The organism is Asaia bogorensis NBRC 16594 (assembly GCF_001547995.1).
In the GTDB taxonomy this organism is placed as follows: Bacteria; Pseudomonadota; Alphaproteobacteria; order Acetobacterales; family Acetobacteraceae; genus Asaia; species Asaia bogorensis.
This window is the reverse complement of sequence record NZ_AP014690.1, coordinates 1,248,970-1,275,010: the sequence shown is the minus strand read 5'-3', so window position 1 is coordinate 1,275,010 and position 26,041 is coordinate 1,248,970. Positions and strand designations below refer to the sequence as shown.

Annotated in this window: 24 protein-coding genes, 1 tRNA gene and 1 pseudogene; 9 read left to right on the top strand and 17 right to left on the bottom strand. The window is 60.1% G+C overall.

Annotation, left to right across the window (positions count from 1 at the left end):
- Positions 1-20: 20 nt before the first annotated feature.
- The 9 genes and pseudogenes from Asbog_RS05705 to Asbog_RS05675 all read right to left on the bottom strand — a co-directional run bounded on the left by Asbog_RS05705 (position 21) and on the right by Asbog_RS05675 (position 4,931).
- Positions 21-581: a DUF2147 domain-containing protein gene (locus tag Asbog_RS05705; protein WP_231944664.1), complete on the bottom strand. Its 561-nt coding sequence runs from the start codon at positions 579-581 to the stop codon at positions 21-23.
- Positions 529-969, bottom strand: coding sequence for a DUF1178 family protein (locus Asbog_RS05700; RefSeq protein WP_231944663.1), 441 nt, complete (start codon positions 967-969; stop codon positions 529-531). The genes Asbog_RS05705 and Asbog_RS05700 overlap by 53 nt, the downstream gene beginning before the upstream one ends.
- 11 nt (positions 970-980) lie before the next feature.
- On the bottom strand, positions 981-1,241 hold the full coding sequence (gene grxC, locus Asbog_RS05695) for a glutaredoxin 3 (protein ID WP_062164394.1): 261 nt from the start codon (positions 1,239-1,241) through the stop codon (positions 981-983).
- Between the two features lie 2 nt (positions 1,242-1,243).
- The gene (locus Asbog_RS05690) at positions 1,244-1,672 is read right to left on the bottom strand and encodes a ComF family protein (protein WP_146926589.1); all 429 of its coding nucleotides are present in this window, start codon (positions 1,670-1,672) and stop codon (positions 1,244-1,246) included.
- 147 nt (positions 1,673-1,819) lie between these two features.
- Positions 1,820-2,008 (bottom strand): annotated as a pseudogene (locus Asbog_RS14775) (double zinc ribbon domain-containing protein); the annotation flags it as partial.
- 46 nt (positions 2,009-2,054) lie between these two features.
- Positions 2,055-2,231 (bottom strand): DUF3553 domain-containing protein, encoded by a 177-nt coding sequence (locus Asbog_RS14190; protein WP_083510729.1) that lies wholly within the window; start codon positions 2,229-2,231, stop codon positions 2,055-2,057.
- Complete coding sequence (locus Asbog_RS05685; protein WP_062164392.1) at positions 2,228-3,679, bottom strand: phosphomannomutase/phosphoglucomutase; 1,452 nt, start codon at positions 3,677-3,679, stop codon at positions 2,228-2,230. Before Asbog_RS05685 ends, Asbog_RS14190 begins: the two co-directional genes overlap by 4 nt.
- Entirely contained in the window at positions 3,679-4,554 is an 876-nt protein-coding gene (gene galU / locus Asbog_RS05680; RefSeq protein WP_023977448.1) for a UTP--glucose-1-phosphate uridylyltransferase GalU, read from the bottom strand. The genes Asbog_RS05685 and galU overlap by 1 nt, the downstream gene beginning before the upstream one ends.
- A 291-nt stretch (positions 4,555-4,845) precedes the next feature.
- Positions 4,846-4,931 (bottom strand) — tRNA-Leu (locus Asbog_RS05675).
- A gap of 57 nt (positions 4,932-4,988) precedes the next feature.
- On the opposite strand from Asbog_RS05675, the gene lipB reads away from it, so the two are divergent.
- Positions 4,989-5,693 carry a lipoyl(octanoyl) transferase LipB gene (gene lipB / locus Asbog_RS05670; RefSeq protein ID WP_062164391.1) on the top strand — a complete coding sequence of 235 codons (705 nt, stop codon included), beginning with the start codon at positions 4,989-4,991 and terminating at the stop codon, positions 5,691-5,693.
- On the opposite strand, the gene Asbog_RS05665 is transcribed toward lipB, so the two are convergent.
- Together Asbog_RS05665 and Asbog_RS05660 are read right to left on the bottom strand one after the other, a co-directional pair.
- Complete coding sequence (locus Asbog_RS05665; RefSeq protein WP_146926591.1) at positions 5,657-6,274, bottom strand: LolA family protein; 618 nt, start codon at positions 6,272-6,274, stop codon at positions 5,657-5,659. The genes lipB and Asbog_RS05665 overlap by 37 nt on opposite strands.
- A complete protein-coding gene (locus Asbog_RS05660) occupies positions 6,271-6,558 on the bottom strand; it encodes a BolA family protein (protein WP_062164390.1) in 288 nt (95 codons plus the stop codon). The genes Asbog_RS05665 and Asbog_RS05660 overlap by 4 nt, the downstream gene beginning before the upstream one ends.
- A 51-nt stretch (positions 6,559-6,609) precedes the next feature.
- On the opposite strand from Asbog_RS05660, the gene Asbog_RS05655 reads away from it, so the two are divergent.
- The 3 genes from Asbog_RS05655 to Asbog_RS05645 all read left to right on the top strand — a co-directional run bounded on the left by Asbog_RS05655 (position 6,610) and on the right by Asbog_RS05645 (position 10,187).
- On the top strand, positions 6,610-7,197 hold the full coding sequence (locus Asbog_RS05655; RefSeq protein ID WP_035439208.1) for a DnaJ domain-containing protein: 588 nt from the start codon (positions 6,610-6,612) through the stop codon (positions 7,195-7,197).
- A 97-nt stretch (positions 7,198-7,294) separates the two neighbouring features.
- Entirely contained in the window at positions 7,295-8,311 is a 1,017-nt protein-coding gene (locus tag Asbog_RS05650; protein ID WP_023977453.1) for an AAA family ATPase, read from the top strand.
- A gap of 13 nt (positions 8,312-8,324) precedes the next feature.
- Positions 8,325-10,187, top strand: coding sequence for a cobaltochelatase CobT-related protein (locus tag Asbog_RS05645; RefSeq protein WP_062164389.1), 1,863 nt, complete (start codon positions 8,325-8,327; stop codon positions 10,185-10,187).
- Between the two features lie 81 nt (positions 10,188-10,268).
- Here Asbog_RS05645 and Asbog_RS05640 read toward each other — a convergent pair whose 3' ends face one another.
- Positions 10,269-11,672: a pyridoxal phosphate-dependent decarboxylase family protein gene (locus Asbog_RS05640; RefSeq protein ID WP_062165729.1), complete on the bottom strand. Its 1,404-nt coding sequence runs from the start codon at positions 11,670-11,672 to the stop codon at positions 10,269-10,271.
- A 109-nt stretch (positions 11,673-11,781) separates the two neighbouring features.
- On the opposite strand from Asbog_RS05640, the gene Asbog_RS05635 reads away from it, so the two are divergent.
- Both Asbog_RS05635 and Asbog_RS05630 read left to right on the top strand, forming a co-directional pair.
- The gene (locus tag Asbog_RS05635) at positions 11,782-12,693 is read left to right on the top strand and encodes a DUF2125 domain-containing protein (protein ID WP_146926593.1); all 912 of its coding nucleotides are present in this window, start codon (positions 11,782-11,784) and stop codon (positions 12,691-12,693) included.
- A 466-nt stretch (positions 12,694-13,159) separates the two neighbouring features.
- Positions 13,160-13,816 carry a hypothetical protein gene (locus Asbog_RS05630; protein ID WP_146926595.1) on the top strand — a complete coding sequence of 219 codons (657 nt, stop codon included), beginning with the start codon at positions 13,160-13,162 and terminating at the stop codon, positions 13,814-13,816.
- On the opposite strand, the gene Asbog_RS05625 is transcribed toward Asbog_RS05630, so the two are convergent.
- A complete protein-coding gene (locus Asbog_RS05625; RefSeq protein WP_062164386.1) occupies positions 13,799-14,596 on the bottom strand; it encodes an SDR family NAD(P)-dependent oxidoreductase in 798 nt (265 codons plus the stop codon). The genes Asbog_RS05630 and Asbog_RS05625 overlap by 18 nt on opposite strands.
- A gap of 163 nt (positions 14,597-14,759) precedes the next feature.
- The gene (gene mfd, locus Asbog_RS05620) at positions 14,760-18,215 is read right to left on the bottom strand and encodes a transcription-repair coupling factor (protein WP_062164385.1); all 3,456 of its coding nucleotides are present in this window, start codon (positions 18,213-18,215) and stop codon (positions 14,760-14,762) included.
- A gap of 118 nt (positions 18,216-18,333) precedes the next feature.
- Here mfd and recG point away from each other — a divergent pair, with 118 nt between their 5' ends.
- A complete protein-coding gene (recG, locus tag Asbog_RS05615; RefSeq protein WP_062164384.1) occupies positions 18,334-20,436 on the top strand; it encodes an ATP-dependent DNA helicase RecG in 2,103 nt (700 codons plus the stop codon).
- 142 nt (positions 20,437-20,578) lie between these two features.
- Positions 20,579-22,180, top strand: a complete 1,602-nt coding sequence (locus Asbog_RS05610) for a GGDEF domain-containing phosphodiesterase (protein ID WP_062164383.1) — start codon at positions 20,579-20,581, stop codon at positions 22,178-22,180.
- 152 nt (positions 22,181-22,332) lie between these two features.
- Here Asbog_RS05610 and Asbog_RS05605 read toward each other — a convergent pair whose 3' ends face one another.
- Positions 22,333-23,286, bottom strand: a complete 954-nt coding sequence (locus tag Asbog_RS05605) for a lipid A deacylase LpxR family protein (protein ID WP_231944696.1) — start codon at positions 23,284-23,286, stop codon at positions 22,333-22,335.
- Between the two features lie 378 nt (positions 23,287-23,664).
- Between Asbog_RS05605 and Asbog_RS14730 the strand changes: the two genes are divergently transcribed.
- Entirely contained in the window at positions 23,665-24,339 is a 675-nt protein-coding gene (locus tag Asbog_RS14730) for a cold-shock protein (RefSeq protein ID WP_023977462.1), read from the top strand.
- A 282-nt stretch (positions 24,340-24,621) separates the two neighbouring features.
- On the opposite strand, the gene smpB is transcribed toward Asbog_RS14730, so the two are convergent.
- Complete coding sequence (gene smpB / locus Asbog_RS05595; RefSeq protein ID WP_062164382.1) at positions 24,622-25,116, bottom strand: SsrA-binding protein SmpB; 495 nt, start codon at positions 25,114-25,116, stop codon at positions 24,622-24,624.
- Entirely contained in the window at positions 25,117-26,013 is an 897-nt protein-coding gene (gene dapA / locus Asbog_RS05590; RefSeq protein ID WP_062164381.1) for a 4-hydroxy-tetrahydrodipicolinate synthase, read from the bottom strand.
- Positions 26,014-26,041 lie beyond the last annotated feature (28 nt).

The following is a 26,041-nucleotide window of genomic DNA, read 5'->3' as shown; positions in this document are numbered from 1 at the left end:
TCCTCAAGCGACCATTCGGCTCAAGGCAGTTTGCATTCAGGACCGATCTTGCCGCGATAACGGGTCCATGTCTGCGTCTTGCCGAAAAGGGGGATACCCAGAATGAAACCGCGCAGCTTCAGCACCTCCGGTGATTCGGCATGGATGCGGGCGTCGTAGGTACGCCCTGTCTCCGGGTCGAGGATATGCCCCCGCCACACGTTCTCATCACTGATTAATCGGAAATCGGTCAGCATGACCAGCCCACATTGTGAACGTCCCCACACATCCTTGGGAACAGGGCCATCATACTGCATGCCAATCAGCCTGCCGCAGAGCGTATCGCCACAATGGCCGATCAGGAACACGCCATCGTGATCCTGTGCGAGCCATAATCCCTCCTCAGGCGCAGGCGGATTACCTCGCGTCTGGGCCTGTCCGGGAAGGCTTGTCGTGAGCAGGATCGCAGCCATCGCGACAATGGCAGCAATATGCCTGAAGGAAAAACCCCCTCGCCTGACCCCTGCGGCACGCCGCACCCCGGCATGCTCAGGATTCTGTGCGGTCGAGCCAGGGTATCGGGGAGAAATCCACGCCTTCATCTTCAAGCCTTTCCCTGTCAGAGTCGCTCATCGTGCCGTAAATGCCACGACCGGTCTGGCTGTCCTCATTGTGGCGTTCATCATGACGCCTCAGCGCCTCTTCGGCAAACCGGTCACCCACATCGTCACATTGCGCCTCGACCTCACGCCTCAGCGAATGGAGCACCATTCTCAACTGGTCGTGCTGCGTGAGGTGAATTGAGGGAGCTGACGTCGCCGGTTGACCTTTGCTCTTGGTCTGACGCGCGATAGCCGGGGCCATCAGGCTTTTCTCAACGGTACTCACGCCACATTGCGGACAGGAGACAAGGTTATGCGATTTCTGGCGCTCGAACTCTGCACCGTCGGGGAACCAGCCCTCGAATTCATGCCCCGCCTTACAATGCAAACGAAAGCAGATCATGCCTGCGCGAGCAACGCGTCCAGCTTGCCAGAAGCATCAAGCTGCATGAGGTCGGTGCAGCCGCCCAGACACTGCTCCCCAACAAAGATCTGAGGCACGGTCCGTCCACCGCCCGAGCGCCTGATTGCATCCTCGCGCGCCTGTGTGCCGTGCGGGGCATTGATCTCACGAAACGGCACGTTCTTCGATTGCAGGATCTGCACGGCGCGCACGCAGTAAGGGCAGCCAGGCTGGGTATAGATTTCTATGTTGGACATATTCACTCCTGAGTGCCGCCCTGGTGATCATGATCGCCGGCAAGTTTGACGGTACGCGTGGCCACCAGAAGGTCGACACACCGCGCTCCGGCGCCGAGCAGTTGTTTTGCGCAGATGGAGGCGGTTGCGCCGGTGGTCAAGATGTCATCAACCAGAACAACATGCTGACCCTCTATCGATCGCTTTGCTCGCTCGCGCACATGAAAGGCCGCATCCAGCGCATTAATCCGCGCCTCTGGGGCTAACCGAGCCAATGTGGCTGTGGAGCGATGACGCACGAGCGCATCGGGCAGAAGGCGCCAGTGCGGGGACGAGCGGACGATATGACCCGCCAGCAGGGCCGCCTGATTGAATCGCCTCTTCCAGAAGCGGTGTCGGTGCAAGGGGACAGGAACGAGCAACCGGCGTTCAGCGCTTTCATCGCGCATCATGCCTGCCATAACGCGGCCCATAAAAGGCGCGATATCCAGTCGATCCCCATATTTACACTGAAGGACCAGCCGGCGCGCCGTGCCATCGTAAAGATAAGCAGCGCGCGCTGCCCTCCAGGGGTATGGAGCAACGGCGCATTGGGCACAGCTTCCATCTGATCCCAGATAGGCTGCCGATGGTACCGGAAGCGCGCAATGCCTGCAGGCGAGCCCGATTGGTGTCAGTGAGCAGAAACATGCTGTGCAGAGGAGACCGCTTGTCATGGTCTCAGCGCCGCATGAGAGACATGTCGGCGGCAATACGAGATCGAGTGCCCGAGGGAGGAAAGCTGCGATCTTCAGCGCAACACCATCATGCTGGAACCATCATTCCACGAGGCATTCATTCGATAACAACCAGCTCGATGAGTGCCGTGTTCACCAGAACTTTTCCCTGATGCTCGAAATTGATCGTCACGCGCTGACCGACAACACTCTGTATCTGCCCGACGCCCCACTCCGGACATTGGGGATGAGTTACAAACTGACCCGGCTCGTAGAAGCTGTAGTTCGGGGTCACGCCCTCCCTCCGCCTGCTTCGTGATCAGAGTTGTTCCTGATATCCTGTTTCAACACTTCGGGGGCCGCGACACCTGAGTGCAGAAGCAGATCTGCCAGGGTCTCCATCATGGCCCGACATGCCGCCTCATCGTCCCCTTCCGCGCGCGCAACGAGGGCTGGCTGAGTGTTCGAGGCGCGCAGAAGCCACCAGCCTCTGGCCTCATCCACCCTGACCCCATCAATGAGCGTCAGGCGCATATCCCTTTCGCGGGCTTGGGCGATAACGGCATCGATTACGTTGAATTTTTGCTCATCCGGACAATCGAACCTTATCTCGGGCGTCGAGACGGCATGGGGGAGCGACGCAACGCGTGCTGACAAAGGGGCCGTCTGCTGCGACAGAAAGTCAATTACCCGGGTCGCGGCGTAGAGCCCATCATCAAAACCGGGCCAATGGTCGGCGAAAAAGAAATGTCCGGACATTTCTCCAGCGAAGACGGCGCCTGTCTCACGCATTGCATTCTTGACGTGGGAGTGCCCACTTGGACACATAAGGGCCTTACCCGCTGCCCTTTTGATGCCTTCGAAAAAAACGCGGGACATTTTGACGTCGCCAAGAACCGTTGCTTCGGGCGTGTCACGCAGGATGGATTGCGCCAGAAGCAAGCTCAAATGATCAGCAGCGATTAACCTACCCTGCTCATCCACCACGCCGAGCCGGTCCGCATCGCCATCAAAGGCAACGCCCAGATCAGCACCATGCTGACATACGGCAGTCTGTAGCTGCACCATGGCCTCCGGCAGGGTCGGGTCCGGATGATGAGCCGGGAAGCGCCCGTCGATTTCGCCGTTCAGAACGATGTGCTGCCCCGGTAGAGCCCGAATGAGCGCCACGAGAATATCACCCGCTGAGGAATGGCTGTTATCCCACACCACCTTAAGAGGACGCCCGCCGGTGCGAAGGCCAGAACGCAGGGCGTCAATATAAGCTGTCGCTGATTCCAGCCTGTCCTGTCCTCCCTCGGCACCGTCATTCGGAGTGATGCCCGCCCGGAGCAAGTTTGCGAGGTCGACAAGACCCTGTCCAAAAACGGGGCGGTTGTGCTGGACAATCTTGAAGCCATTATACTCCAGCGGATTATGGCTGCCAGTGACCATGATCGCCCCGTCCGCCTTTTGACGGCATGAAGCGTGATAGAGCTGAGGGGTGGGGCAACAGCCAATGCGACGTACCGTCGCACCTCCCATGATCAATCCTTCGACCAGCGCCTTCTCCAGTGTGGGAGAGGTGACCCGCCCATCATGGCCGACCAAGATTGTGGCCGAACGCCCCTTACACAAGCCAGACGCAAAAACGACGCCCAAAGCCCGGGCGTCGTCCTCACCAAGCGTTTTTCCAACGATTCCGCGTATGTCATACTCACGCAGGATCGAGGGGTGGAACTCATGTCGAAACAGAGTCACCATCAGGCATCGGCGTATTTCTTGATGAAGCCACGCATGGCATCACGCAGGTCCGGACGCTCAAGCGCGAAAGCAATCTGCGCCTCAAGGTAGCCAGCCTTGTCACCACAGTCGTAACGCGTGCCTTCATAGCGCAGGCCATGGAACGGGGCATGGCCAATCATCTTGGCCATTGCGTCGGTCAGCTGGACCTCACCACCGGCGCCACGCTCGAGCTTGGACAGATGCGTCATGATTTCCGGAAGGAGAACATAGCGACCGATGATCGACAGGTTCGACGGCGCATCTTCAGGCTTCGGCTTCTCGACGAGGCCCTTGACCTCGACCAGCTTGCCATCGTCCTTGCCAACATCGAGGATACCATAGCGGTTGGTATGCTCCTTGGGCACTTCCGAGACCGCAACCACGTTTCCGCCGGTCTGGTTGTAAACCTCAACCAGCTGAGCAACGCAGCCCTTTTCGCCCTGAACGATATCGTCGGGCAGAAGGATCGCGAACGGGTCGTCACCGATAAAGGAGCGCGCACACCAGATGGCGTGACCAAGCCCCATTGGCTCCTGCTGACGCACGGCGGCGAGCGATCCGGCCTCGATCGAGCTCGGCTGCAGGGTTTTCAGCAGGTCGTTCTTGCCGCGCTCGCGCAGCGTCGTCTCGAGTTCGAAAGCCACATCGAAATAATCGATCAGACTGTCCTTGCCGCGCCCTGTGATCAGGCAGAACTGATCGATCCCTGCCTTGCGCGCTTCATCGATGGCGTATTGGATCAGCGGACGATCAACGACCGGGAGCATCTCCTTCGGCATTGCCTTGGTGGCAGGAAGAAAGCGTGTTCCCATACCAGCGACGGGCAGTACAGCTTTTCTGAGCGGCTTGATCACGTTATCCGACCTTTAGATCTATTTGAGTACGCAGCGTGTCCTGAGGGTATTCGTACAATTCATGACCTCAGAACTGCCATGCAGCCTACACGATGACTGGCTGCCTGGAACCGGGTTATACAGGCAAGTTCGGCAAAGTGATGGCGTGCGTACAAAATTTCACAAATGATACCCAGAGATTAATTCGGATCATTAATGAAAGTTCACTTCGTTACCGAAGATTTTTTAAGTTTTTGCAAAGGGGATTTTTGTGGAACTGGCATCCCCCGAAGGGGATGCTACCAGTTCGTCTGGTGCGGTCGAGAAGACTCGAACTTCCACGGGGTTGCCCCCACAAGCACCTCAAGCTTGCGCGTCTACCATTCCGCCACGACCGCATCGTGACAAGCGGGCCGCTCTGGGCGATACCGCTCGTGTGAAGGGGGCTATAGCCGATGACTGATGACCAGGCAATCGTCCATGAGACGATTTTTGAGAAAATCTCGACGAAATTCGAGAAAGAGCTGGTTTCGTATGAAACCGCACTCGAGACCATGCAGCAGAGAGCCGCAGCCATAAGAACCGGAGAGGCAAGCGAGCTACTGTGGTTTCTCGAGCATCCGCGCCTCTACACGGCGGGCACCTCGGCCAAAGAGACCGATCTGATCAACCCGGAGGGCTTACCAACCTTTGAAGCCGGTCGCGGCGGACAATGGACTTATCATGGCCCGGGCCAGCGAATCATCTACACCATGCTGGATCTGCAACAGCCACACGGCCCCACCCCGTCGCGCGATCTTCGCGCATTCGTCCAGAGCCTCGAGCGCTGGATTATCGCAAGCCTCGCCCAGCTCGGCATAAAGAGCCGAACCGAGTGCGGTCGAATCGGGGTATGGACCAATGACCCCATCACAGGTGAGGAAACGAAAATCGCAGCACTCGGCATCAGGGTGAGCCGCTGGGTATCGTGGCACGGGGTCGCCATCAACTTCGACCCTGACCTCGAAGATTTCTCGGGTATCGTGCCATGCGGCATTCGTGAGTTTGGCGTCACGAGCATCAGGCGATTTGATAGTGACCTGACCATGGGGGATCTCGATCAGGCCCTGCTCACCTGCTGGCCTCAGTTCTTCGGCGCGATTCCGACGCTGGCCGATTGACCCGTGACATTGCTACCCTGAGAAATGTCGGAAAGCTGGATCAGGATCCGGTTGCCGCGCGCATCGACACCATCAAGCGATGAGAGCTGCAGCCGGTTGTTCTGATCGAGAAAGCGCAGGGTCAGCAGCCCTTGAGAGGGATTATCCGCCTGGGCGAGCGAAATCTGGCTTGCCCCCGGCGCAGTCCGGATGTCCGTGACACGTATCTTACCATCGAAACGCACGGGAACATGGAGCAGCAGACCGAGCGGGTTGCGTGAGAGGTTGAGACGCGTCACCGCACCCGTCTGCGAGTCGTCAAGAACGAGATGGGCGCCACTTGCACGCAGCGTCATGGCGTGAGGAACAGTATAGTCCAGCCCAAGCGACCCTGGTGCGTAGCGAAAATGCCCTGCCCCGCCATTCTGCTGTGGTCCGCGCTGAATAAAGCTGCCCTCAACCGGGGTGGGATCGTTCAGACAGACCTCGACACGCTTCACCTGCGCCTTTTGCTGCGCCGTCAGGCCATCAGTCCCGCTGACAGCGCATCCGGCCAGAGCAATCGCTAGGCCTGTCGCCGCAAGGCCGCGCCGCACCGTCATACCTCCTCCGGCGCGTGCAGCTTGAGCGAGAGTGCGTGCAAGCCGCTCTCGAATTCCGGCTTGAGCATCTCATTGATGAGACGATGCCGTGCCACGCGGTTCATTCCCGCAAAGCGGGGGCTGACAATCGTCATGGTGAAATGGGTCTCGTCACCCTCGACTCCATTGCGTCCGGCGTGATAGGCGTGGCGCTTGCTGTCGTCACGAATGGTCAACTCAGCGGGTGCCAAAGCATCCTGCAGCTGCCGGCTCATGCGGGCTGCGCGTTCCTTCAACTCGGTCATCTCCACTCCCTCCTTGCATCAATGTGCCTTACAACGCACATAAACCCGATCATGCAGCGCAAATCCACACGACACAGGGCCTTCGACCCGGATCCCGACGCGCCCGAGCGTTACTGCGACATGCCCGGCTGCACCGAGCATGCGGGATATCGTGCGCCCAAGGACCGCACGCAACTCAGGCAATATTTCTGGTTCTGCCTCGAGCATGTCCGTCAGTACAATGCGCGCTGGGACTTCTATAAGGGTATGACACCGGGCCAGATCGAGGCGCAGCTTCGAGCTGACATCTCATGGCAGCGCCCCTCATGGAAACTGGGCACACGCGGTGGACAGAATTTCGATGAGGAAGAGGTTCTCGATCCGCTGGATATTCTTTCCTCCACGCGCGCGCGGCGCGCTCAGGCTGCCCGCCAGCGGCACAATGCCGCCCGCGAGGCCGCGCCCCCGCCCCTGCGCGACCATCTCCGTGCATTGGCGCTGGACTGGCCCGTAACGATCGAGGCTCTCAAGGCACGTTACAAGGAACTGGCCCGCAAGCATCATCCCGATGCCAATGCCGGAGACCCCGCCGCAGAGGACAGATTCAAGACGGTAAGCGTGGCCTATAGTACGATTCGCGCCCATCTCATCAGCCTGTAGGCCCGATTATTGCGCGTTTCCCTCTGGCCTTGTGAGGAAACATGACCATATCCTTGGCCGGAACCTGACATGACAGAGTGAAAGACGGATTGAAACCATGAGCGATCTCGCCTCCATCGATGCACCGGAAACGGTTGTCACTGCCGAACAGAACGCGGTGCCGACTCATGTTCTTGGCGCGCCGGACCGGATCGTCTCAGCGCGTGACGTGTTCAAGATCGAATGCGACATGGAAGTCCCTGCTTTCTCGATCCGGACCGAGCATGTGCCCGATATCGATCCGAGCTACCAGTTCGACTGCGACACGACGCGGGCCATTCTGGCAGGCTTTGCCAATAACCGCCGCGTCATGGTGCAGGGCTTTCATGGTACGGGGAAATCATCCCATATCGAGCAGATTGCGGCACGACTGAACTGGCCCACCGTCCGCATCAATCTCGACAGCCATATCTCGCGCATCGACCTGATCGGCAAGGACGCCATCGTTCTGCGTGATGGCAAGCAGATCACCGAGTTCCGCGAGGGTCTCCTGCCGTGGTGTCTTCAGCACCCCGTCGCCCTGATTTTTGACGAATACGATGCCGGTCGCCCGGATGTCATGTTCGTCATCCAGCGTGTTCTTGAAGCCGAAGGCCACCTGACCCTGCTCGACCAGAATCGCGTGATACGCCCCCATGCCGGTTTCCGGCTTTTTGCCACGGCGAACACGGTGGGTCTTGGCGACACGACCGGGTTGTATCATGGCACGCAGCAGATCAATCAGGGGCAGATGGATCGCTGGAATATCGTCGCATCGCTCAACTACCTGCCGCTCGAGCAGGAAGTGGGAATCGTGCGGGCCAAACTGGGCCTCGGCAACGAGCCCGCCATCACGACGCGTCTCGAAAGCATGGTCGCCCTCGCGAACCTGACCCGCGCCGGTTTCATGGCGGGTGATATCTCTACAGTCATGTCACCCCGTGCTGTCATCACCTGGGCCGAGAACGAGCGTATTTTTGGCGATCTGGCTTTTGCATTCCGCCTGACCTTCCTCAATAAATGCGATGAGGCTGAGCGCGGCATTGTCGCAGAATACTATCAGCGCTGCTTCAACCAGTCTCCGCTGAACGCCTGACGGGGGCGAGCGCATGGCCACCTCCAGAGCCAAGGCACCGGACAGGAACCAGAACGACCTTGCCCTGCCGGGCAGTGAGCGCACGGATGCGTTCCGACGTGCGACGAGTGCTGCGCTGCGGGCAATGTCAGGCGAGCCCGAGACCGAAATCAGCTTTGCGGCGTCGGCCAGTGCCAAACCGGGTACGGGCGTCCAGCTTCCCTATGTTTCCCGGGCGCTCACGCCTCAGGAAATGACACGCGTTCGTGGCGCTGCCGACGCAGCTGCCTTGCGACTGAAGCACCACAATTCAGAACTGTCTCCCCTGCCCCAGCAGGCCGACAGCGCCGAGACCCGCCCCTTGTACGACGCGCTGGAGCAGGTGCGTTGCGAGGTCTATGGCTCGCGTCACATGGCGGGCGTGCGGGCCAATCTGGACCAGAAACTGGCCCTCGACTGCAGCGAGAACGGCTACGCCCGCATGAGCGCGCGCGACGACATGCCTGCCAATGTCGCCCTGCCCCTTCTCGTGCGCGAGGCCCTGTCAGGGCTGCCCTCTCCCTCGCAGGCGGGTCCGGCGCTCAAGGCATGGCGCGAAACGCTTTCGCCCGAAGCCAAGCGTGCGCTCTCGGGCCTTGCCTCGACACAGATGGACCAGCAACGCTTTGCCGAGGCCTGCTCCGGCCTTTTCAAGGCATTCGACCTGACTGAGGAGCCCGAGCCGGACGATCAGAGTCAGGCAGATGACCCGGATCAGGATGATGACAGTCAGACCGAATCCGATCAGCCCGATGATGATCCTTCACCCCAGGATCAGGATGACAGCGAGACGCACGGTTTTCAGCCGGAGCCGACCGAGCAGCCCGACAGCCGCGATGCCAGTGATTCCGAGCTTCAGGACGAAGGTGCAGAACAGCCCGCCGGTGCTCTGGAAGACGATAATGGCAAGGAGGCCGAGGCCAGCGCCGCGCCCCCGGCCTATAAGGTCTTTACCAACGCCTTCGACGAGGAAGCCGATGCTGCCGATCTGTGCGACCCGGATGAGCTGGCCCGGCTGAGGCAGCAGCTCGACCAGCAGCTCAGCAGCCTGCAAGGCGTCGTGTCACGACTGGCACACCGACTGCAGCGCAAGCTGATGGCGCAGCAGCAACGTTCCTGGGCGTTCGATCAGGAGGAGGGCATACTGGACGCGGCACGGCTGGCACGTGTCGTGGCCAATCCGACACTGTCGCTGTCCTACAAGACGGAACGTCAGGCGGAGTTTCGCGACACGGTTGTTACCCTGCTGATCGATAATTCCGGGTCGATGCGTGGTCGTCCGATCTCGGTTGCCGCCATGTGCGGTGACATTCTCGCCCGCACGCTCGAACGTTGCGGCGTCAAGACGGAAGTACTCGGCTTCACCACGCGTGCGTGGAAAGGCGGCCAGAGCCGGGAGCGCTGGGTGGCAGCGGGTCGTCCACCTGATCCGGGCCGCCTGAATGACCTGCGCCACATCATCTACAAGGATGCTGACACGCCCTTGCGCCGGGCCCGCAACAATCTCGGACTGATGCTGCGCGAAGGGTTACTGAAGGAGAACATCGACGGTGAGGCGTTGCTCTGGGCATGGAAGCGCCTGCGCCGCCGCCCTGAGCACAGGCGTATCCTGATGGTGATTTCAGACGGCGCTCCTGTCGATGACAGTACGTTCTCGACCAATCCGAGCTCTTATCTGGAAGACCATCTGCGCTCGGTCATTGCGCGTATCGAATCCTCACCCGAGACGGAGCTTCTCGCCATCGGGATCGGCCATGACGTAACCCGCTATTACCGTAACTCGGTTACGCTCACCAATGCGGAAGAGCTCGGCGGAACCATGATCAAACAGCTTTCCGACCTGTTCGTGGCGCGATAACCCGATCATCCGTCCCGGCGTGGACCGCCCTTCACGGGCGGCCTCGCTCCGGACGACGGGGCCAATGCTCCCTATCCGCGGTTATCGCTCCGCCAGCTCGAGGATCTTGGCGAGCATTGCATCGATTGTGGCGCGTGTTGTGCGGTGGTTGACGATTGCCGCGCGTATGACAAGCTGTCCGCCGATACGCGTTGTGGAGGGTGCAGCCACGCCGCTCTCGTGCAGGTCTTTCACCAGCGTATCGATCGCATCGTCCTCAAGACCGTCCAGTGTAAAGCAGACGATGTTCAGGGCAACCGGGGCCATAAGCAGAAAGCGGTCATCCGCCTCCACGGCCTCAGCCAGATAACGGGCGACGGCGCAGCATTCCTCCACCATTTCCCCCAGGCGGTCGGCACCATAATGGGCGATCGTCATCCACACCTTGAGCGCCCGAAACCCGCGTGACAGATCCGGCCCGAAATCGCAGGGCCAGGGGGCATTACCCGCCAGCCCGCGATCCGCCCGGGTGAGATAGCTCAGTGACTGCGCGAATGCCTGCGCATGCAAGGCGGGATCCCGCACCAGAATACACCCTGCGTCGTAAGGAACCTGGCCCCATTTATGGAAATCAAGGGCAAGGCTGTCGGCTCTTTCGATGCCATCAAGCATGATGGCGTGCTCAGGAGAAAGCCGGGCAAACGCCCCGAAAGCACCATCGACGTGAAGCCAGCATTTTTGTTTTGCTGCGATATCAGCGATGGCCTCCAGCGGATCAACCGCGCCGCAATCCACACTGCCCGCCGTGCCGATGATGATGAAGGGATGATACCCTGCCGCACGATCCTCGGTGATACGCCGTGACAGAGCCATGTCATCCATGCGGTACAACTCATCAACCGGGATGAGGCGCAGGGCGTCGCTTCCCAGCCCCGCCATGTCGAAAGCGCGGCTCACACAGCCATGAGCGGTCTCGGCGGCATAACCGACGAGCTTTGCGCCCGATACCCCGGTCTGACGTAGCCCCGGTATTGCAGCACGGCTGGCGGTGATGATTCCGATGAAGTTCGCGAGCGACGAGCCTGTAACGAGACAACCAGACGACCCGCTCGGCATACCCACCATCTCGGCGGCCCAGCGTATCACCTGTCGCTCCACTTCGATGGCAGCATGATCGCGGCCGCCACAATTATCGTTCAGGCTGGCAGCCAGCATTTCGGCAAGAATACCGATTGGCGTGCCCGCGCCCTGAACCCATCCCATGAATCCGGGATGCGGATTGCCATTTGAATAAGGGCGGATATCGCTCAGGAATCGGTCATAAAGCGCCTGCGCTTCCTGCCCCTCGCGCGGCAACGCGTCCCGGAACCCGGCGCGCAGCGCAGCCGGCATAGGCTGCCAGACAGGCCCCTCCCCCATCTGCTCGGCCCGATCGAAAACATCATCGAGCATACGATGGGCAAGGGTACGCAGCCCGGTCCAGTCCTGCGGGTCCAGTCCACTCATCGCCATTCCTCATCCATGTTTGCATTGCGCCTGTCAGGCACGTGATCTCTTCTAGCGGGCTACGAGCCTGCGCCCAACTCCTGCCGTAAAATTCGGGTTGTAAGAGGGCATGAACAGCCTCATCCTCGCCCCCATGAAACATGCCGCAGCCTCCCTTCTCGCCCTCCTCGCTCTGGGAGGGGCCGCCCGTCACGCGTATGCTGATGCCATCCCGGCATCCTGCATGGCCTCGCAGGCCGCGTCGCGCACAATGGGCACGGCGAGCCTCGCAATGTCTGGCTACAGCGCTGCTCTTTCAGGTGGTGGCGCCACACTGGGGGTCGGTCAGGTGATGGCACAGGACCGTCAGGGCCATCTGACCCTACCCAACCTGCGTGATGCCAATGCCCTGATCTCGTTTGGTCTGCTCAAGCTGGTTCATAATGGATCTCCCGCCGGGTGCCGTGACGTCGATGGCAGGCCAGCCCTCAAGAGCCTGCGCGGCGCCTTGCATCAGGGGGCCGTGGCTGAACTCGTCTGGACTGGCATCGCGTTATCTGATGGCAAGAACCGCTATACGGCTGATCGGGTGAATGTCACCTTGCGGTCAGGCCAGACACCGGGAAGTGTGGATATCAACTTTGCAGCCTCCGGTGTCAGTGCGCCGGGCGGCTCCGCTCTCCCCGGCAAGCTGAGCACGACCCTGACCATTCCTGAGCAGATGCTCGACAGCACAAAATCACCCGAAGGAAGGATCACGATCTCCTCCCTTCAGGCCTTGTGGGATAAAGGACGTCTCGACGGTCATGGCTGGATCACCCCCGGTCGCACCACGGCCACAAGTGCAGGCGAACTGCATGTTGCCATCACCGACCTGAGCGATCTGCTGGCGACCATCCGCCCCGTCCTGCCAAGTGGCGTATCAACCGCGCTCGCTGTGGCCCAGTTCATGGGGCATCGCGATGGCAATCAGGTTCTGTGGGACCTGACGCTGGGCGGCGGCGTGCTCAAGGTTAATTCTATCCCGATCCCGGTAAACTGAGCGGCATGGCCCGGACAATTACCCCTGATCCGCGCTTGCCCAGGCAGCTGGCTCGCGGATCAGGGACAATTGGCCCGAGACCTGCTCGGATATCTCGCGCCGACGGGGATTTTGGATCCCTCAGGCGCGTTCACTGACGCCACGCAACTGAACCGTGACGCCCGCGCAGGAGGGAACACGCTGGTGTCACAATTCCGATTTCATTTGTGTCTTTCAAATAAGACAACGGCTCGCAATCTGTTCTGAGATGGATACCCTGCCAGGTTATCACACTTGAAATCTTGATCCTCAGAGCAAAGTTTCGCCATATACACAGAACTGGTGGACGATTATTGCAATACGGACGGTCATCGCTGGCAATCCGGGTCCTGTAGAACCAGTATCACGGGCCATGAGCACATTGCACACCGGGAAATAAGCCGGAGCGATCAGTCACAGCACCAACACGCCACCCTGGATGCCAACAATGAGCGTATACCCCACGTTATCGCCTGCACGACAATGGCTGGCGACCGAGGCAGGGCGACCTTTCACATGGCAGGCTTTCCCGCCCCTCGATGCTGGACGGGGAATTTTCGTAGGCGACCCGCTGAGTCGACCTGATACCCTGAACAAGATCACGCTCCCTGCAGACGTCACGAGTTTGACGCCATGGGTGTTTGAGGCAGGTGAAGAGACTGAAGCATTTTACGCTCATACTAACAGTCTGATCTGGCTTGAGGTGTCAGGAACAAAACCAGCCTTCACCGTCCTCATGGCGGAGTTCAGCATCGATGCAGCTTGCATCGGTGTTTTTCCGGCGGCGGCCTATGATGCTCTAGGCGCACTTGACCGCGTCGATGATGGGCCGTCCGCTTTTGACTGGGTGAGTGATCATCTTCCACAAATTGCCCATTTCGCGTGCACGCTTCCGATCCCGCAATCCGAGACTCCATGCTTCATCGCCAGCACCGGCAGCGATGGAGGATATGCCGCTGCCGCACTACTCGACGTGGAAGGGAGTCTTTCGGGGGTCCTGATCGATATCGCGGGGAGAGCCAGTGATAGCCGTTTCATCGACAAGCTATTACCCGCCCCCCCCACACGCCCCCTCCGGCGAGGTCGATCAGCCGGGGTGACGTAGCAGGCCACCCTCAACGCGCAGGGCCGCACCCGTCGTTGCCGAGGCGAGCGGCGAGCAAATATAGGCCACCATATTTGCGACTTCCTGCGGATCGGCCAGGCGATTGATCAACGTGGTCGGCCGGTTCTCCTTCAGGAAAGACGCCTCGACTTCCTGCGCAGACCGCCCTGATTTTTCGGCAGCCTTGTCGATCATGCTCATCACCCCCTCCGTACGGGTGGGGCCCGGCAGCACGCTGTTGATTGTCACCCCGGTACCGGCCACGCTTTCGGCAAGGCCGCGCGCGATCGCAATCTGAGCTGCCTTGCTGAATCCGTAATGGATCATCTCTGCCGGAATATTGAGGCCCGACTCACTCGAGATAAAGACAATCCGGCCATCCTTGCGCTCGACCATTTTCGGCAGATACGCACGGGAAAGCCGTACCCCGCTCATGACATTGATATCGAAAAACCGCTGCCATTCCGCATCGCTGATCTCGGCAAACGGGACTTCCTCGAAAATACCCAGATTGTTGACCAGCACATCAACTTCAGGATGCGCTGCAATCAACTGGGCGATAATTTCAGTCTGCGCCACGTCGCCCGCAAATCCGCTCACAGAGGCATCGCTGACCTCCTGACGGACCGCCTCTATGGCCGCAGTTGTGCGTGTCTCGCCACGCCCATTCACGATCACATGGGCTCCGGCTTCTGCCAGACGCTTTGCAATCGCAAGACCGATACCGCCGGTCGAACCGGTCACCAGCGCCTTTTTTCCCGAGAGATCGAGTGCAAGCATGATATGTCTCCATTCATTCGATACAAATCGAACAAACCAGAGCAAATTAAGTTGCCTCCACCCCGCTCAGCATCCCCCGGTCTGGGGGTGAGACAGAAGGGGAAGAGACGAGCCTTCCCCCCAGAACCCAACATTCTCTGCGGCTGTTACCTCGCAACAGGACTCAGGCGTCAGCCTTGTCAGCCAGCTTCTTCAACGCCCCCATTACCTTGCGGGCCATGGTAATTCTCTGCGCGTTGGTCATTTCGCGCACGACAGCAAGCTTCTGGTCGGGACGCAGCTTCACGCCCTGATCCTTGTGTCGTTCCACCCATTTCAGCAGCCCCATCGGGTTGCGGAACTTCCGGTTACGGAACTGGATGACCATGCCCTTGGGGCCGGCCTCAAGCCGATCCACGCCAGCCGCACTGCACAGACGCTTGATGACAACCACATCAAGCAGGTTCTCCACTTCCTGCGGCAGCGAACCAAAACGATCGACCAGCTCGGCGCGCATTGCGTCGAGCTCCGCTTCGCCTTCCAACCCGGCGATACGGCGGTAAAGGCCCAGCCGAACAGGAAGATCGCGCACATAGGTTTCGGGGATAAGCACGGGCAAACCCAGAATGATGTTGGGCGTCCAGTCCTTGTCCTCAGCGCGTTTCTGATCCTTCTGCAGGCGCATGGTGGTGACGGCATCTTCCAGCATCTGCTGGTAGAGCTCGATCCCGACCTCCTTGATATGACCCGACTGCTCATCACCCAGCAGATTCCCCGCGCCGCGCAGATCCAGGTCATGAGACGCCAGGGTGAATCCCGCCCCGAGCGTGTCGAGCGTCTGCATGATTTCGAGACGCTTTTCGGAAGCCGGAGAAAGACGATGGCTCTGCGGCCAGGTGAGATAGGCATAGCCGCGCTGCTTGCCGCGCCCCACGCGCCCGCGAAGCTGGTAGAGCTGACCCAGGCCGAACATGTCGGCGCGATGGATGATCAGCGTATTCACCGCAGGCATGTCCAGACCGCTTTCCACAATATTGGTGGAGAGCAGGATATCGTAGCGCCCGTCGGAAAATTCCGTCATGACGCGCTCGAGTTCTGCCGGGGTCAGACGACCATGCGCCTGAACGGTTTTGGCATCGGGCACGATGTCACGCAGGCGGTCCGCCATGCGGTCCATATCCTCGATACGCGGCACGACGCAGAAAACCTGCCCGCCACGAAAACGCTCACGCTGGATCGCCTCGCGGATCATCACACTGTCAAACGGTGTGATGAAGGTCCGTACGGCAAGCCGGTCCGTTGGCGGCGTGGCAATGAGGCTCATCTCGCGCACGCCTGTTAGCGAGAGCTGCAAGGTGCGCGGGAGGGGCGTGGCGGAGAGTGTAAGCACATGCACATCCTCGCGCATGGACTTGAGGCGCTCCTTGTGCGCCACGCCAAAATGCTGCTCCTCATCAATGATCAGCAGGCCCAGATTGGCAAAATTGACCGATTTGGCGATCAGCGCATGCGTACCGACCACAATATCGACCTGCCCTTCTTCCAGCGCACGCCGCGTCTCGGCAGCCTCCTTGGCTGTCACGAGGCGGGACAGCTGGGCAATACGGACAGGGAAGCCCTCGAACCGGGTCGAGAAACTGCGGAAATGCTGTCGCGCCAGCAGCGTGGTGGGAACGACCACGGCCACCTGCACACCCGACAACGCCGCCACGAAAGCCGCACGCAGGGCCACCTCCGTCTTGCCGAAGCCGACATCGCCACAGACGAGACGGTCCATGGGGCGCCCGGAGGTCAGGTCCTCCAGCACATCGGCAATGGCGCGTGACTGGTCCTCGGTCTCGACAAAGGGGAAGCGGGCACAGAACTCGTCCCACATCCCTTCGGCAGGTATGAGCGACGGCGCTTCCTTCATGGCGCGACCCGCGGCGGTGCGTATCAGCTCGCCCGCCATGTCGCGAATGCGCTGCTTCATCTTGGCCTTGCGGGCTTGCCAGGCCTGACCGCCCAGCTTGTCCAGCGCCACACCGCCCTGCTCCGAACCGAAGCGGCTCAGAAGCTCGATATTCTCAACCGGCAGGAAAAGCTTCTGCGCCCCGTCATAGAGCAGACGCAAGCAATCATGCGGGGCCACGCCATCACTGACCGTTTCCAGCCCCTCATAGCGCCCGATGCCGTAATCAGCGTGGACGACCAGATCACCTTCGGCAATTTCAGACGCCTCGGTAATAAACTGCTCAGCCCGGCGCTTGCGACGGGGCGGACGGGCGATCCGCTCACCCAGCAGGTCCTGCTCGGAGATGAACGCCATGCGGTCCGCCACAAAGCCACGTTCAAGCCCGAGCACAATGAGCCCGACCTTTCCCGGCGAGATCCCCGCTGCCGAAGCCCAGCTATCGTGGGACTCGGTGGTAAATTTGTGCTCCTTCAGCAGCGAGGCAATGCGCTCACGAGAGCCCTTGGTCCATGCCGTCACGTAGCAGCGCCGTCCGGCTTTCTCCCATGCCTCAAGCTGTGTCCGCAGGGCATCGAAAGCCCCTTCACGCGTACCATCCTTGCCACGGACGAAAATGGGCCCCGGCCTGCCCCCGGCATCCATGCCCTGAACCGTATCGGGCTTGGCAAAAGGATTGAGGGCAATGCTGGGCACACGGGCCAACATGGCATCCCAGCCCGAACGATTGAGATAGAGCAGGTGCGAGGGCAATGCCCGATAGATGGCCTCTCCCTCACGCGCGGGAGCCTTCCTGGCCTCGAAGTGATCGGCGATCATTTCCAGACGGGCCGAGAGAATATCCGGCACCTGATGGTCCATGCTGATCGATGCATCGGGCAGATAATCGACCAGCGTATCCATATGCTCATGGAAAAGCGGAATGTAGTGTTCGAGGCCCGGAAAACGCCTTCCCTCGGAAACGTTTTCGTACAGCACATCCGAAGCTGAGGATGGCCCGAAAAGATCGCGCCAGGCGGAGCGGAAGCGGCTTATGGCCTCGGGGCTCAACGCATATTCGGAGACGGGGCGGAGGTTGAAAGCGTCCAGTGTGTCGGTCGAGCGCTGGCTCGACACATCAAAGCGCCTGATATGATCGACCTCATCGCCGAACAGATCGAGGCGTATTGGCTCGCTCTCGCCGGCGGGGAACAGATCGAAAATGCCCCCGCGTGTGGCAAACTCACCGGCCTCCATCACCGTATCGGTGCGCGTGTAGCCGCTCGCCACCAGAAGATCGATCAGCATGGCCTGATCGAGGGCCTCGCCCTTCTTCACGGAAATGGCCTGGTTGCGGAACGCATCGCGTGGCGGCACGCGCTGGACAAGGGCATGAACCGTGGTCAGCACGATGCGCCGCGTCGCCCCTGCGGGTTCCAGCAGACGCGTCAGCGTAGCGGCACGCTCCGCTGTCAGGGCCGGATTGGGCGAGACACGGTCATAGGGAAGGCAATCCCAGGCGGGGAAGCGTAATATGCTCACGCCGGGCTCGACATAGGCCAGCATGTCAGCCAGCGCGGCGACAGCGGCATCGTCGCGCGCCACATGGATAAGCGGGCCGTCATGCTCGCTCAGGCGGCGACGCAGGAGAAAGGCCGTATAGGCCTCCGGCACGCCCCAGAGGGTCGGCCGGTCGGGGGTATCGGTCATACAGAAATCCAAAGCACGCGCGCCACAATGCAGGCGTGCTGCCAGGCGATGGTTTCGTTTTGTTCCATGACGGTTCTATCCTATAGCCTGTGAAACTTCCGATGTCAGCCCATGTTCCATGAAGGTCATGTCTCCAGAGCTATCGCCGATCACCCTGCTTCTGGCGCCCCTCGCCACCCTGCCCGGCATCGGCCCCCGTTATGACGGGCTGCTGCGCAAGGTTGCCGGTGGCAACAGGGTTATGGACCTTCTTTTCACCCTGCCAAGCAGCTACGTCGACCGACGCACGATCATGACCCTGCGTGAGGCCCGTGAGCAGCTCATGCCCGGCGCAACCCTGACCGCCCGGCTGCGTGTGCTCGACATCGTCCAGCCCAGCCGCGCCCGCCAGCCCTTTCGCATCCGTGCGACCGATGACACTGATGAGGTGGAGATTCTGTTCTTTCATCAGGCGTTCGTCCGCTCCGTTGCACCGGGTGATGAACTCGCCGTCTCGGGCAAGCTTGAGCGCTACGGTCTGTCGCTTACGATGCCGCATCCGGATTACATGGTGAACTGGCTGCGCCATGACACAATCCCCGCCATCGACCCGGTCTGGCCGCTGACCGCTGGTCTGTTTCCGTCCGTCATGCGTCGCGCCATGCACAAGGCGCTCGATCTTCTGCCGCCTTTGCCGGAATGGATACCCACGGAAGCATTGGCGCGTCATGACTGGCCGCCCTTTCACGAGGCGCTCGAAATTCTGCACCGCCCCAAAGTCGAGCCAGACCGTCACTGGTCTCGCCTGGCCCTGATGGCGCGCGAACGGCTAGCATTCGATGAATGTCTGGCCGATCAGCTTTCCCTCGCGCTCGCGCGTCAGGAGGCACGCATCCTGCCCGGTCGCGCTCTGAAAGGTGACGGTACCCTGCGCGAGGCTGCTCTGGCCCGGTTCGGCCATGTCATGACCGGCGCGCAGAACCGGGCTTTGGCCGAAATCGACGCAGATATGGCCGCACCTGTGCCCATGATGCGCCTGCTGCAAGGCGACGTTGGCGCAGGCAAGACGCTCGTGGCGCTGATGGCCATGCTTCGTGCCGTGGAAGCTGGAGCGCAGGCCGCCCTCATGGCCCCAACCGAGATTCTGGCCAGCCAGCATTATGAGACCCTGTCGCGCCTTTCTGGCGTACCCTGCGTCTATCTGTCCGGCAGCGTGAAGGGAAAGGCGCGCGCCCTTGCGCTCAAGGCCATCGCCGACGGCACGGCACGGCTCGTCATAGGCACCCATGCCCTGTTTCAGGAAGCTGTGGTGTTTCACGATCTGGGTCTTGCCGTCATCGACGAGCAACATCGCTTTGGCGTGCAGCAGCGTGCCATGCTGGGTGGAAAGGGTGACTGCACCGATATTCTGGTCATGACGGCGACCCCCATCCCGCGCACGTTGCTTCTTACTCAATGGGGGGATCTCAGCGTGAGCCGGCTGGATCAGAAACCGCCCGGTCGTAAACCCATCCAGACATCGCTGCATCCCCTCTCAACGCTTGATGAGGTCATCGGCGGGATCAGGCGCATTGTCGAACGAGGGGCACAGGTTTTCTGGGTTTGCCCGCTTGTTGAAGAGAGCGAGGTGCTCGACGTGGCTGCAGCCGAAGCACGATGGGCCGACCTTTCGCAACGCCTGACTACACCTGTTGGACTGGCTCATGGGCGGCAGGAAATCTCTCAGAGACAGGCCGAGCTCGACCGTTTCCGGCTGGGTGAGACGCGGCTGCTTGTCGCGACGACGGTTATCGAGGTCGGTGTCGATATCCCCAATGCCTCTGTCATGGTGATCGAACACGCCGAACGGTTCGGGCTTGCCCAGCTACACCAGTTGCGCGGCCGCGTCGGGCGTGGTGCAGCAGCGTCGTTCTGTCTGCTGATCTATGATGACGGCGCAACCGGTGCCACAGGCAAGGAACGCCTCGCCCTGCTGCGGGAAACGGAGGACGGATTCATCATCGCTGAACGCGACTTCAGATTGCGCGGCGGTGGCGATCTGACGGGCAACAGGCAGTCAGGACTACCCCTCTTAAGGCTGACCGAAGGGGTCGATGCAGAGTCACTCCTTAACGAAGCACATCGCGAAACCAAGGCGATCACATATAAATTATCTGAGTCCTGCAAAATGGGCACAGAATTACAGGCACTTCTCCGGATATTCGACCGAGATGATCCGAACAGGATAAATCGAGCCGGATAATGACAATACTAGTCACCCGTCGAAATACTTGTTTAATCTTTTGACATGTTACTGAATTCGTTTTGACTATTGAACAAGACCAGACTTGCCCAAATCGTCATTGTCTTTCATAACCTGCATTATCCCGTCAGAGAGAGGCGACATGTCATCGATCCATCAGCCCGAACCACACCTCGCGATACTTGAAATCGCGCGCAGGCTGCTGGGCGCATCGTCTGCCTGCATATGTGGTTTCGACAGGGCCGGAGACCTGATCGAGATTGCCCGCGACGACGGTATCGCCTCCGAGATTACGGCTGAGTGTGTCAGGGCCGTCTGCAACGCTACGGACTCGCTCTATCTGAAAAGAACCGACACATCGATCGATATAGGTATCGCGCTTGAGAATGATCTCGCGCTTCTGGCCCATATTCCGCTTTCGGGATCCGAAACAGAACTCCGTGAGCTTGCCCCCTATCTGGCTGTCTGTGCAAGAACAATCCTTCTCAACCAGCCTTTGCAGACGCGTCGCCGCGACCTGCCTGACCGCCGCCTCTGTGCTGCGCATATCGGCAGGCTGATCGACACCACATCCGGTGAAAGCCGTAAAACCAGCTTCTCGGTACTGGAGATCGATCTCGATCATCTCAACGCCCTGAATCTGCGCTATGGCTGGGAGACCTCCAACCGGGTCATCGACGAAAGCATTACGCGCATCCAGGCCATTCTGCCTGCACAGGCCTATCTGGCCTATGCAGGGGGTGGCAATATCCTTGTCGTTTCGCCGCCCGGCCTGTCGCTCGTCACGACACGTACGCTTATCGCCAATATCCGTCAGGCCCTTTCTCCGGAGATCCTGATTGACCGAGGGGAGATTCAGCCGTCGTTCTCGATTGGGTGGGCACTTTTCCCCGATGATGGCGACAATGCTGCTGCCCTGTTGCAGGCAGTCGATGCCGCTGTGAATGACATTCGTCAGAACGGTGGCGCCCATGAGAGACGTGCGACATTGTCCGGCACGGCGGCGCTCATCGGATCGTCTGGCCTTGAACGTGATCTGATGCAGGCCGTGGAACGCGGCGAACTCTCCCTGAACTGGATGCCGATCATCGCCCCTGGCAGCCAGACCGTTGTGGCGCTCGAAGCGCTGCTGCGTTGGGAGCGCCCTGGCGTCGGTCAGATTCCACCCGATATTTTCATCCAATGCGCCGAAAACGGCGGCATGATCGAAAAGATTGATCAGTGGAGCCTGAAGAAGGCCTGCGAGGCAGCGGCATCCTGGAGCCACCCGCTCCGCGTATGCGTCAATATTTCCCCGACATGGCTGGCACGCCGCCTCCTCTCGGGCATGGTGGAAGGCATCCTACAGGAAACAGGCCTCCCTCCCGAACGTCTGCAGATCGAGCTCTCCGAAAAGCGTTCCTTCGGTCCGCGTGACATCGCCTATCAGGAGCTTTCCCGGTTGAGGGCTCTCGGTGTGCATGTCGCTCTTGACGATTTCGGCGCAGGCTATTCCTCGCTCGAAAGGCTGGCGAATTTTCCGGTTGATCAGATCAAGTTCGACCGCTCATTCATGCTCCGCCTCAACGACGATCGCCGGGTCAATGAAGTCATGGGGCAGACAATCCAGATGGCCCGGCGGCTCGGCATCTCCTGCTGCGCGAAAGGCGTGGAAACAGAGCGTCAGATGGCCTTCCTCGACTCGTATGGATGCGAGGAAGTTCAGGGCTATCTGCTTGGCATCCCGACGCCAGATTATCTCTGACTCAGACCTGTCCGGGGCGGTTTGCCCGCAGACAGACTGAGAGTGCAGACGTCGAGCATAGAAAAAGCCCGTACCGGCGACAGACCGGTACGGGCTTTTTCGATCACGCAGGCACAACCCGGCAGAGCCGGGTTGTTACTGTTGGCTTAGGCTCAGAATTTGACCGAAAGCTTGAGCGATCCGTAGTTGAACAGACCCGCCTTTGCCGTCTTGAACTGGGCAGTCTGCCAGTTCTGGCTGTAGGACAGGCGCACACCATGCCACATCACGGCGAGGCCAGCATGGATCATGCCGACATCCCAGGTCTTGTCGACATGAGGCGAGTTATCACGCAGCGTATTGCCCTGCAGTGTCGAGTCATAGGCAACAGCCTGCCCCTCCACACCACCATACAGATACCAGGCGACAGGACGCGTGGCGACGAAGGCATCCGTTCCATCGAGGCCCGGTCCGATCGTCGCATTGCCGAAATCACTGTCCAGTCCCTGACCGATACGGAATGTTCCGGCTGCATCGGCGTAGGTACGATAGTCGCCGGCAGCCCCTGAAATGGCCGGCAGCACATCGGCGCTGATTCCATAGAGGTTCACGACCGGCAGACGCCAGATACGCCCGGCCTGGATCTGGAAAATCGGCTGATTCTGCAGCTGGGTGTGCCAACCGAGATTTTTCGTATCCCCGATAGCGCCGTGGAAACCGTTCTGCAGCTGACGCCCGAGGCCTGCCGGGCCCATCACACCAAACTGGATGCCGGCAACGCTGCGCGAAAGGTCAGTATCATTGATGAAGTTGACTGTGCCGAGCAGCAGGCTCGAATAGGGACGATCACCCGAAGCCGGCTGAGCGGTCTGGGTATCGCGTGGGGTGAAGATGAGCTGCTGCACACCAAGGCTCACACGCTGTACGCCGTCACCGAGCAGGAAGCGGTTCACGTCAGCGAAAGGCTTGGGCAGATTATCCGTGCCCGATGTCCAGTTGAAACGGAGCCCCGACGTATAATACTGGTCCGAGGTACCCTTGAGGGTCGATACCGCGTCATTCTCGCCCTGCAGCGTCCAGGTGCCGTAAGGGTCCTGTTTCGGGGTGGCGTGAGCCGTTGCACCCATCACAGCGAGACCGAGAACCGAGAGCGATCCGGCCCTGACCTGTCTGGCGCCCGGCCAGCGCGACTTTGAACAGCGCAAATCCATCCCCTTCCGAAATAACAGGCGGCCACCATAGCCGATTTCACGTAACAGGAAACAGTGACAGCCGGTAACCCGAAGACTATCCCCTCATAAAAACGCGATATGAAGAAGATCGTGGTAATCGGGTCACGTTTTCTGGTGGCATAACCCGAAAAAACCGTGTTAGGGTCTTGATGAAACCCCTTGTGGACATCGCCCGTTCCGTACCAGCCGGCAGGCCCGTGCACACCGTTTCGACTTACTCCACTGGTGATTCTCAGTATGATGGATCACCGCACAGATCTCGGGATTAGACCGTTGAGAAGCAACCGTACCGACCGCAGCCCACGTTCCCCGCGCCGCGGCGGATTCGACGACGATTTCATGACCCCCTCCTTCGGTGACCGTGGCGGGATGCAAAATCGTCGTCCCCCTTCGGGCGGCCCACAGGTTCTGGCGTCAGGCCCGGAAGTGGGCGCCAGCGTCAAGTGGTTCAACAGCGAAAAGGGCTTCGGCTTTGTCGAGCTCGCTGATGGATCAGGCGACGTTTTCCTTCACGCAAACGCCCTCTCCACCGCTGGCCACACCAGCGTAAACCCCGGCACGACGCTGAACGTCCGCATTGGCCAGGGCCCCAAGGGCCGTCAGGTCGCTGAGGTTCTCAACGTCGACACCAGCACGGCAGAAGCACCGCGCCCCCGCGCTGCCTTCAACCCGGCTGGCCCGCGCCCGGCTTTCGGTGGCGGTGGTCGTCCGGCCCGTCCGGCTCCTGACCTGTCGCAGGCACAGGATCTGCGCGGCATCGTGAAGTGGTACAACGCCACGAAGGGCTTCGGCTTCATCACGCCGGAAAACGGTGGCAAGGACATCTTCATCCACGCCTCGGCTCTCGAGCGTTCGGGCCTCTCCGGCCTCAATGAAGGCCAGGCCGTCGATGTGAAGGTTGTGCAGGGCCAGAAGGGCCCGGAAGCAGCCGACATCAACATCGCCTGAGCGATCTTTTGATCCAGAAAAAACCCGGCCTTGTGCCGGGTTTTTTTGTGCATTATCGGGATGTGCCTTGTCGGGGCTAGCTCGCCTCAGGCTCTAGAATGACTCTCTGTCAGCACAGTCATATCACATGGTAGCAGTAATCATCTGCGATGACCCGGACTCAGCGCTATGCCCTTTTCAACCGAAAAAGCGCATCAGCACCGGACCAGCCTTTATTGTCGGATAAACGGTGAGAGAGACCGAACTGTGCTCGCGGCAAGGTAGAACCTGCCAAGGCGCTGATCAGTAATCCTTGCCCTTGCTGCGAAGCAAACGAGCCTTGTCACGCTGCCAGTCCCGCTCGGCGATCGCGTGGCGCTTGTCTTCTTTCTTGCGCCCCTGACCGAGGCCAAGTGTCAGCTTGGCACGTCCACGGGCGTTGAAGTGAACGTCCAGCGGAACGAGCGAAGCCCCTGCCCGCGAGACGGCGCCAAGCAAATGAGCAACCTGCTTCTTGTGCAAGAGCAGCTTGCGCGGTGCTCGCGTGTCAAAACGGGAGAGCACCCCGCCCTGATATTCAGGGATATAGGAATTGAATAGCCAGATCTCGCCGTCCCGCTCGCCAGCATAGGCTTCGTTGATCGCTGCGCGACCCATACGAAGACTCTTCACCTCCGGCCCCTTGAGAACGAGACCTGCCTCGACGGTTTCGAGGATTGTATAATTGAACCGGCCTTTTCTGTTCTGCGCGGCAATGCCGTGAGAGATCAGACCGGATTTCTTTTTTTCAGCCACAATTTATCCTGACAGGCCGGTTTTTTTCAGGGCCTCGTCAATCACAGCGCGGGAGGCCGCGCCGGGTTCACACAGGGGCAAACGCACAGTCGGGGTGCACAACCCCAAACGTGACGCTGCGTATTTAACCGGCCCCGGATTGCTCTCGCAGAACATGGCATCGTGAAGGGGTGTCAGACGTTGCTGGATCTGCATCGCCTTTGCCACCTCACCCGCCTGCCATGCTTCGTGCATCGCGGCACAAAGTTTCGGCGCGATATTGGCTGTGACGCTGATGCAACCCGTCCCGCCCGCAGCGAGGAACGAGACCGTTGTGCCGTCATCGCCCGTCAGCTGGGTGAATGGCGCATCGCCAAGCAGGGCACGGAGCTGAAGCGGACGCGACAGATTGGCCGTTGCATCCTTTGTCCCGACAATATTCGGGTGCTTCGCCAGACGCGCCATCGTCTCCGGCAGAACTTCGACCACTGAGCGACCAGGCACATTATAGACATAAAGCGGGAGATCGGTCGCATCGGCAACCAGCATGAAATGCTGGTACAGGCCTTCCTGGGTCGGCTTGTTGTAATAGGGTGCCACCACAAGCAGGGCGTCGGCACCAACGGCCTTCGCATGGCGTGCCATGCCGATCGCCTCATGCGTGCTGTTTGACCCCGCGCCGGCCATAACCGGCACGCGCCCGCCCGACACCTTGACGGTATGGGCGACAACAAGCGCATGCTCGTCATGTGTCAGGGTCGGGCTCTCGCCCGTTGTGCCGGCGGGGATAAGACCTGCCGTCCCTTCATCGATCTGCCAGTCGATAAAGCGACCGAGGGCCGCGAGATCAACCGTGCCATCTTCGCGAAACGGGGTCAGCAGCGCGGTCAGAGACCCTTTGAAATCCTTGTTCCGTGCCATGCCTGTTCACCTGCCCCGTTTTTAGAAC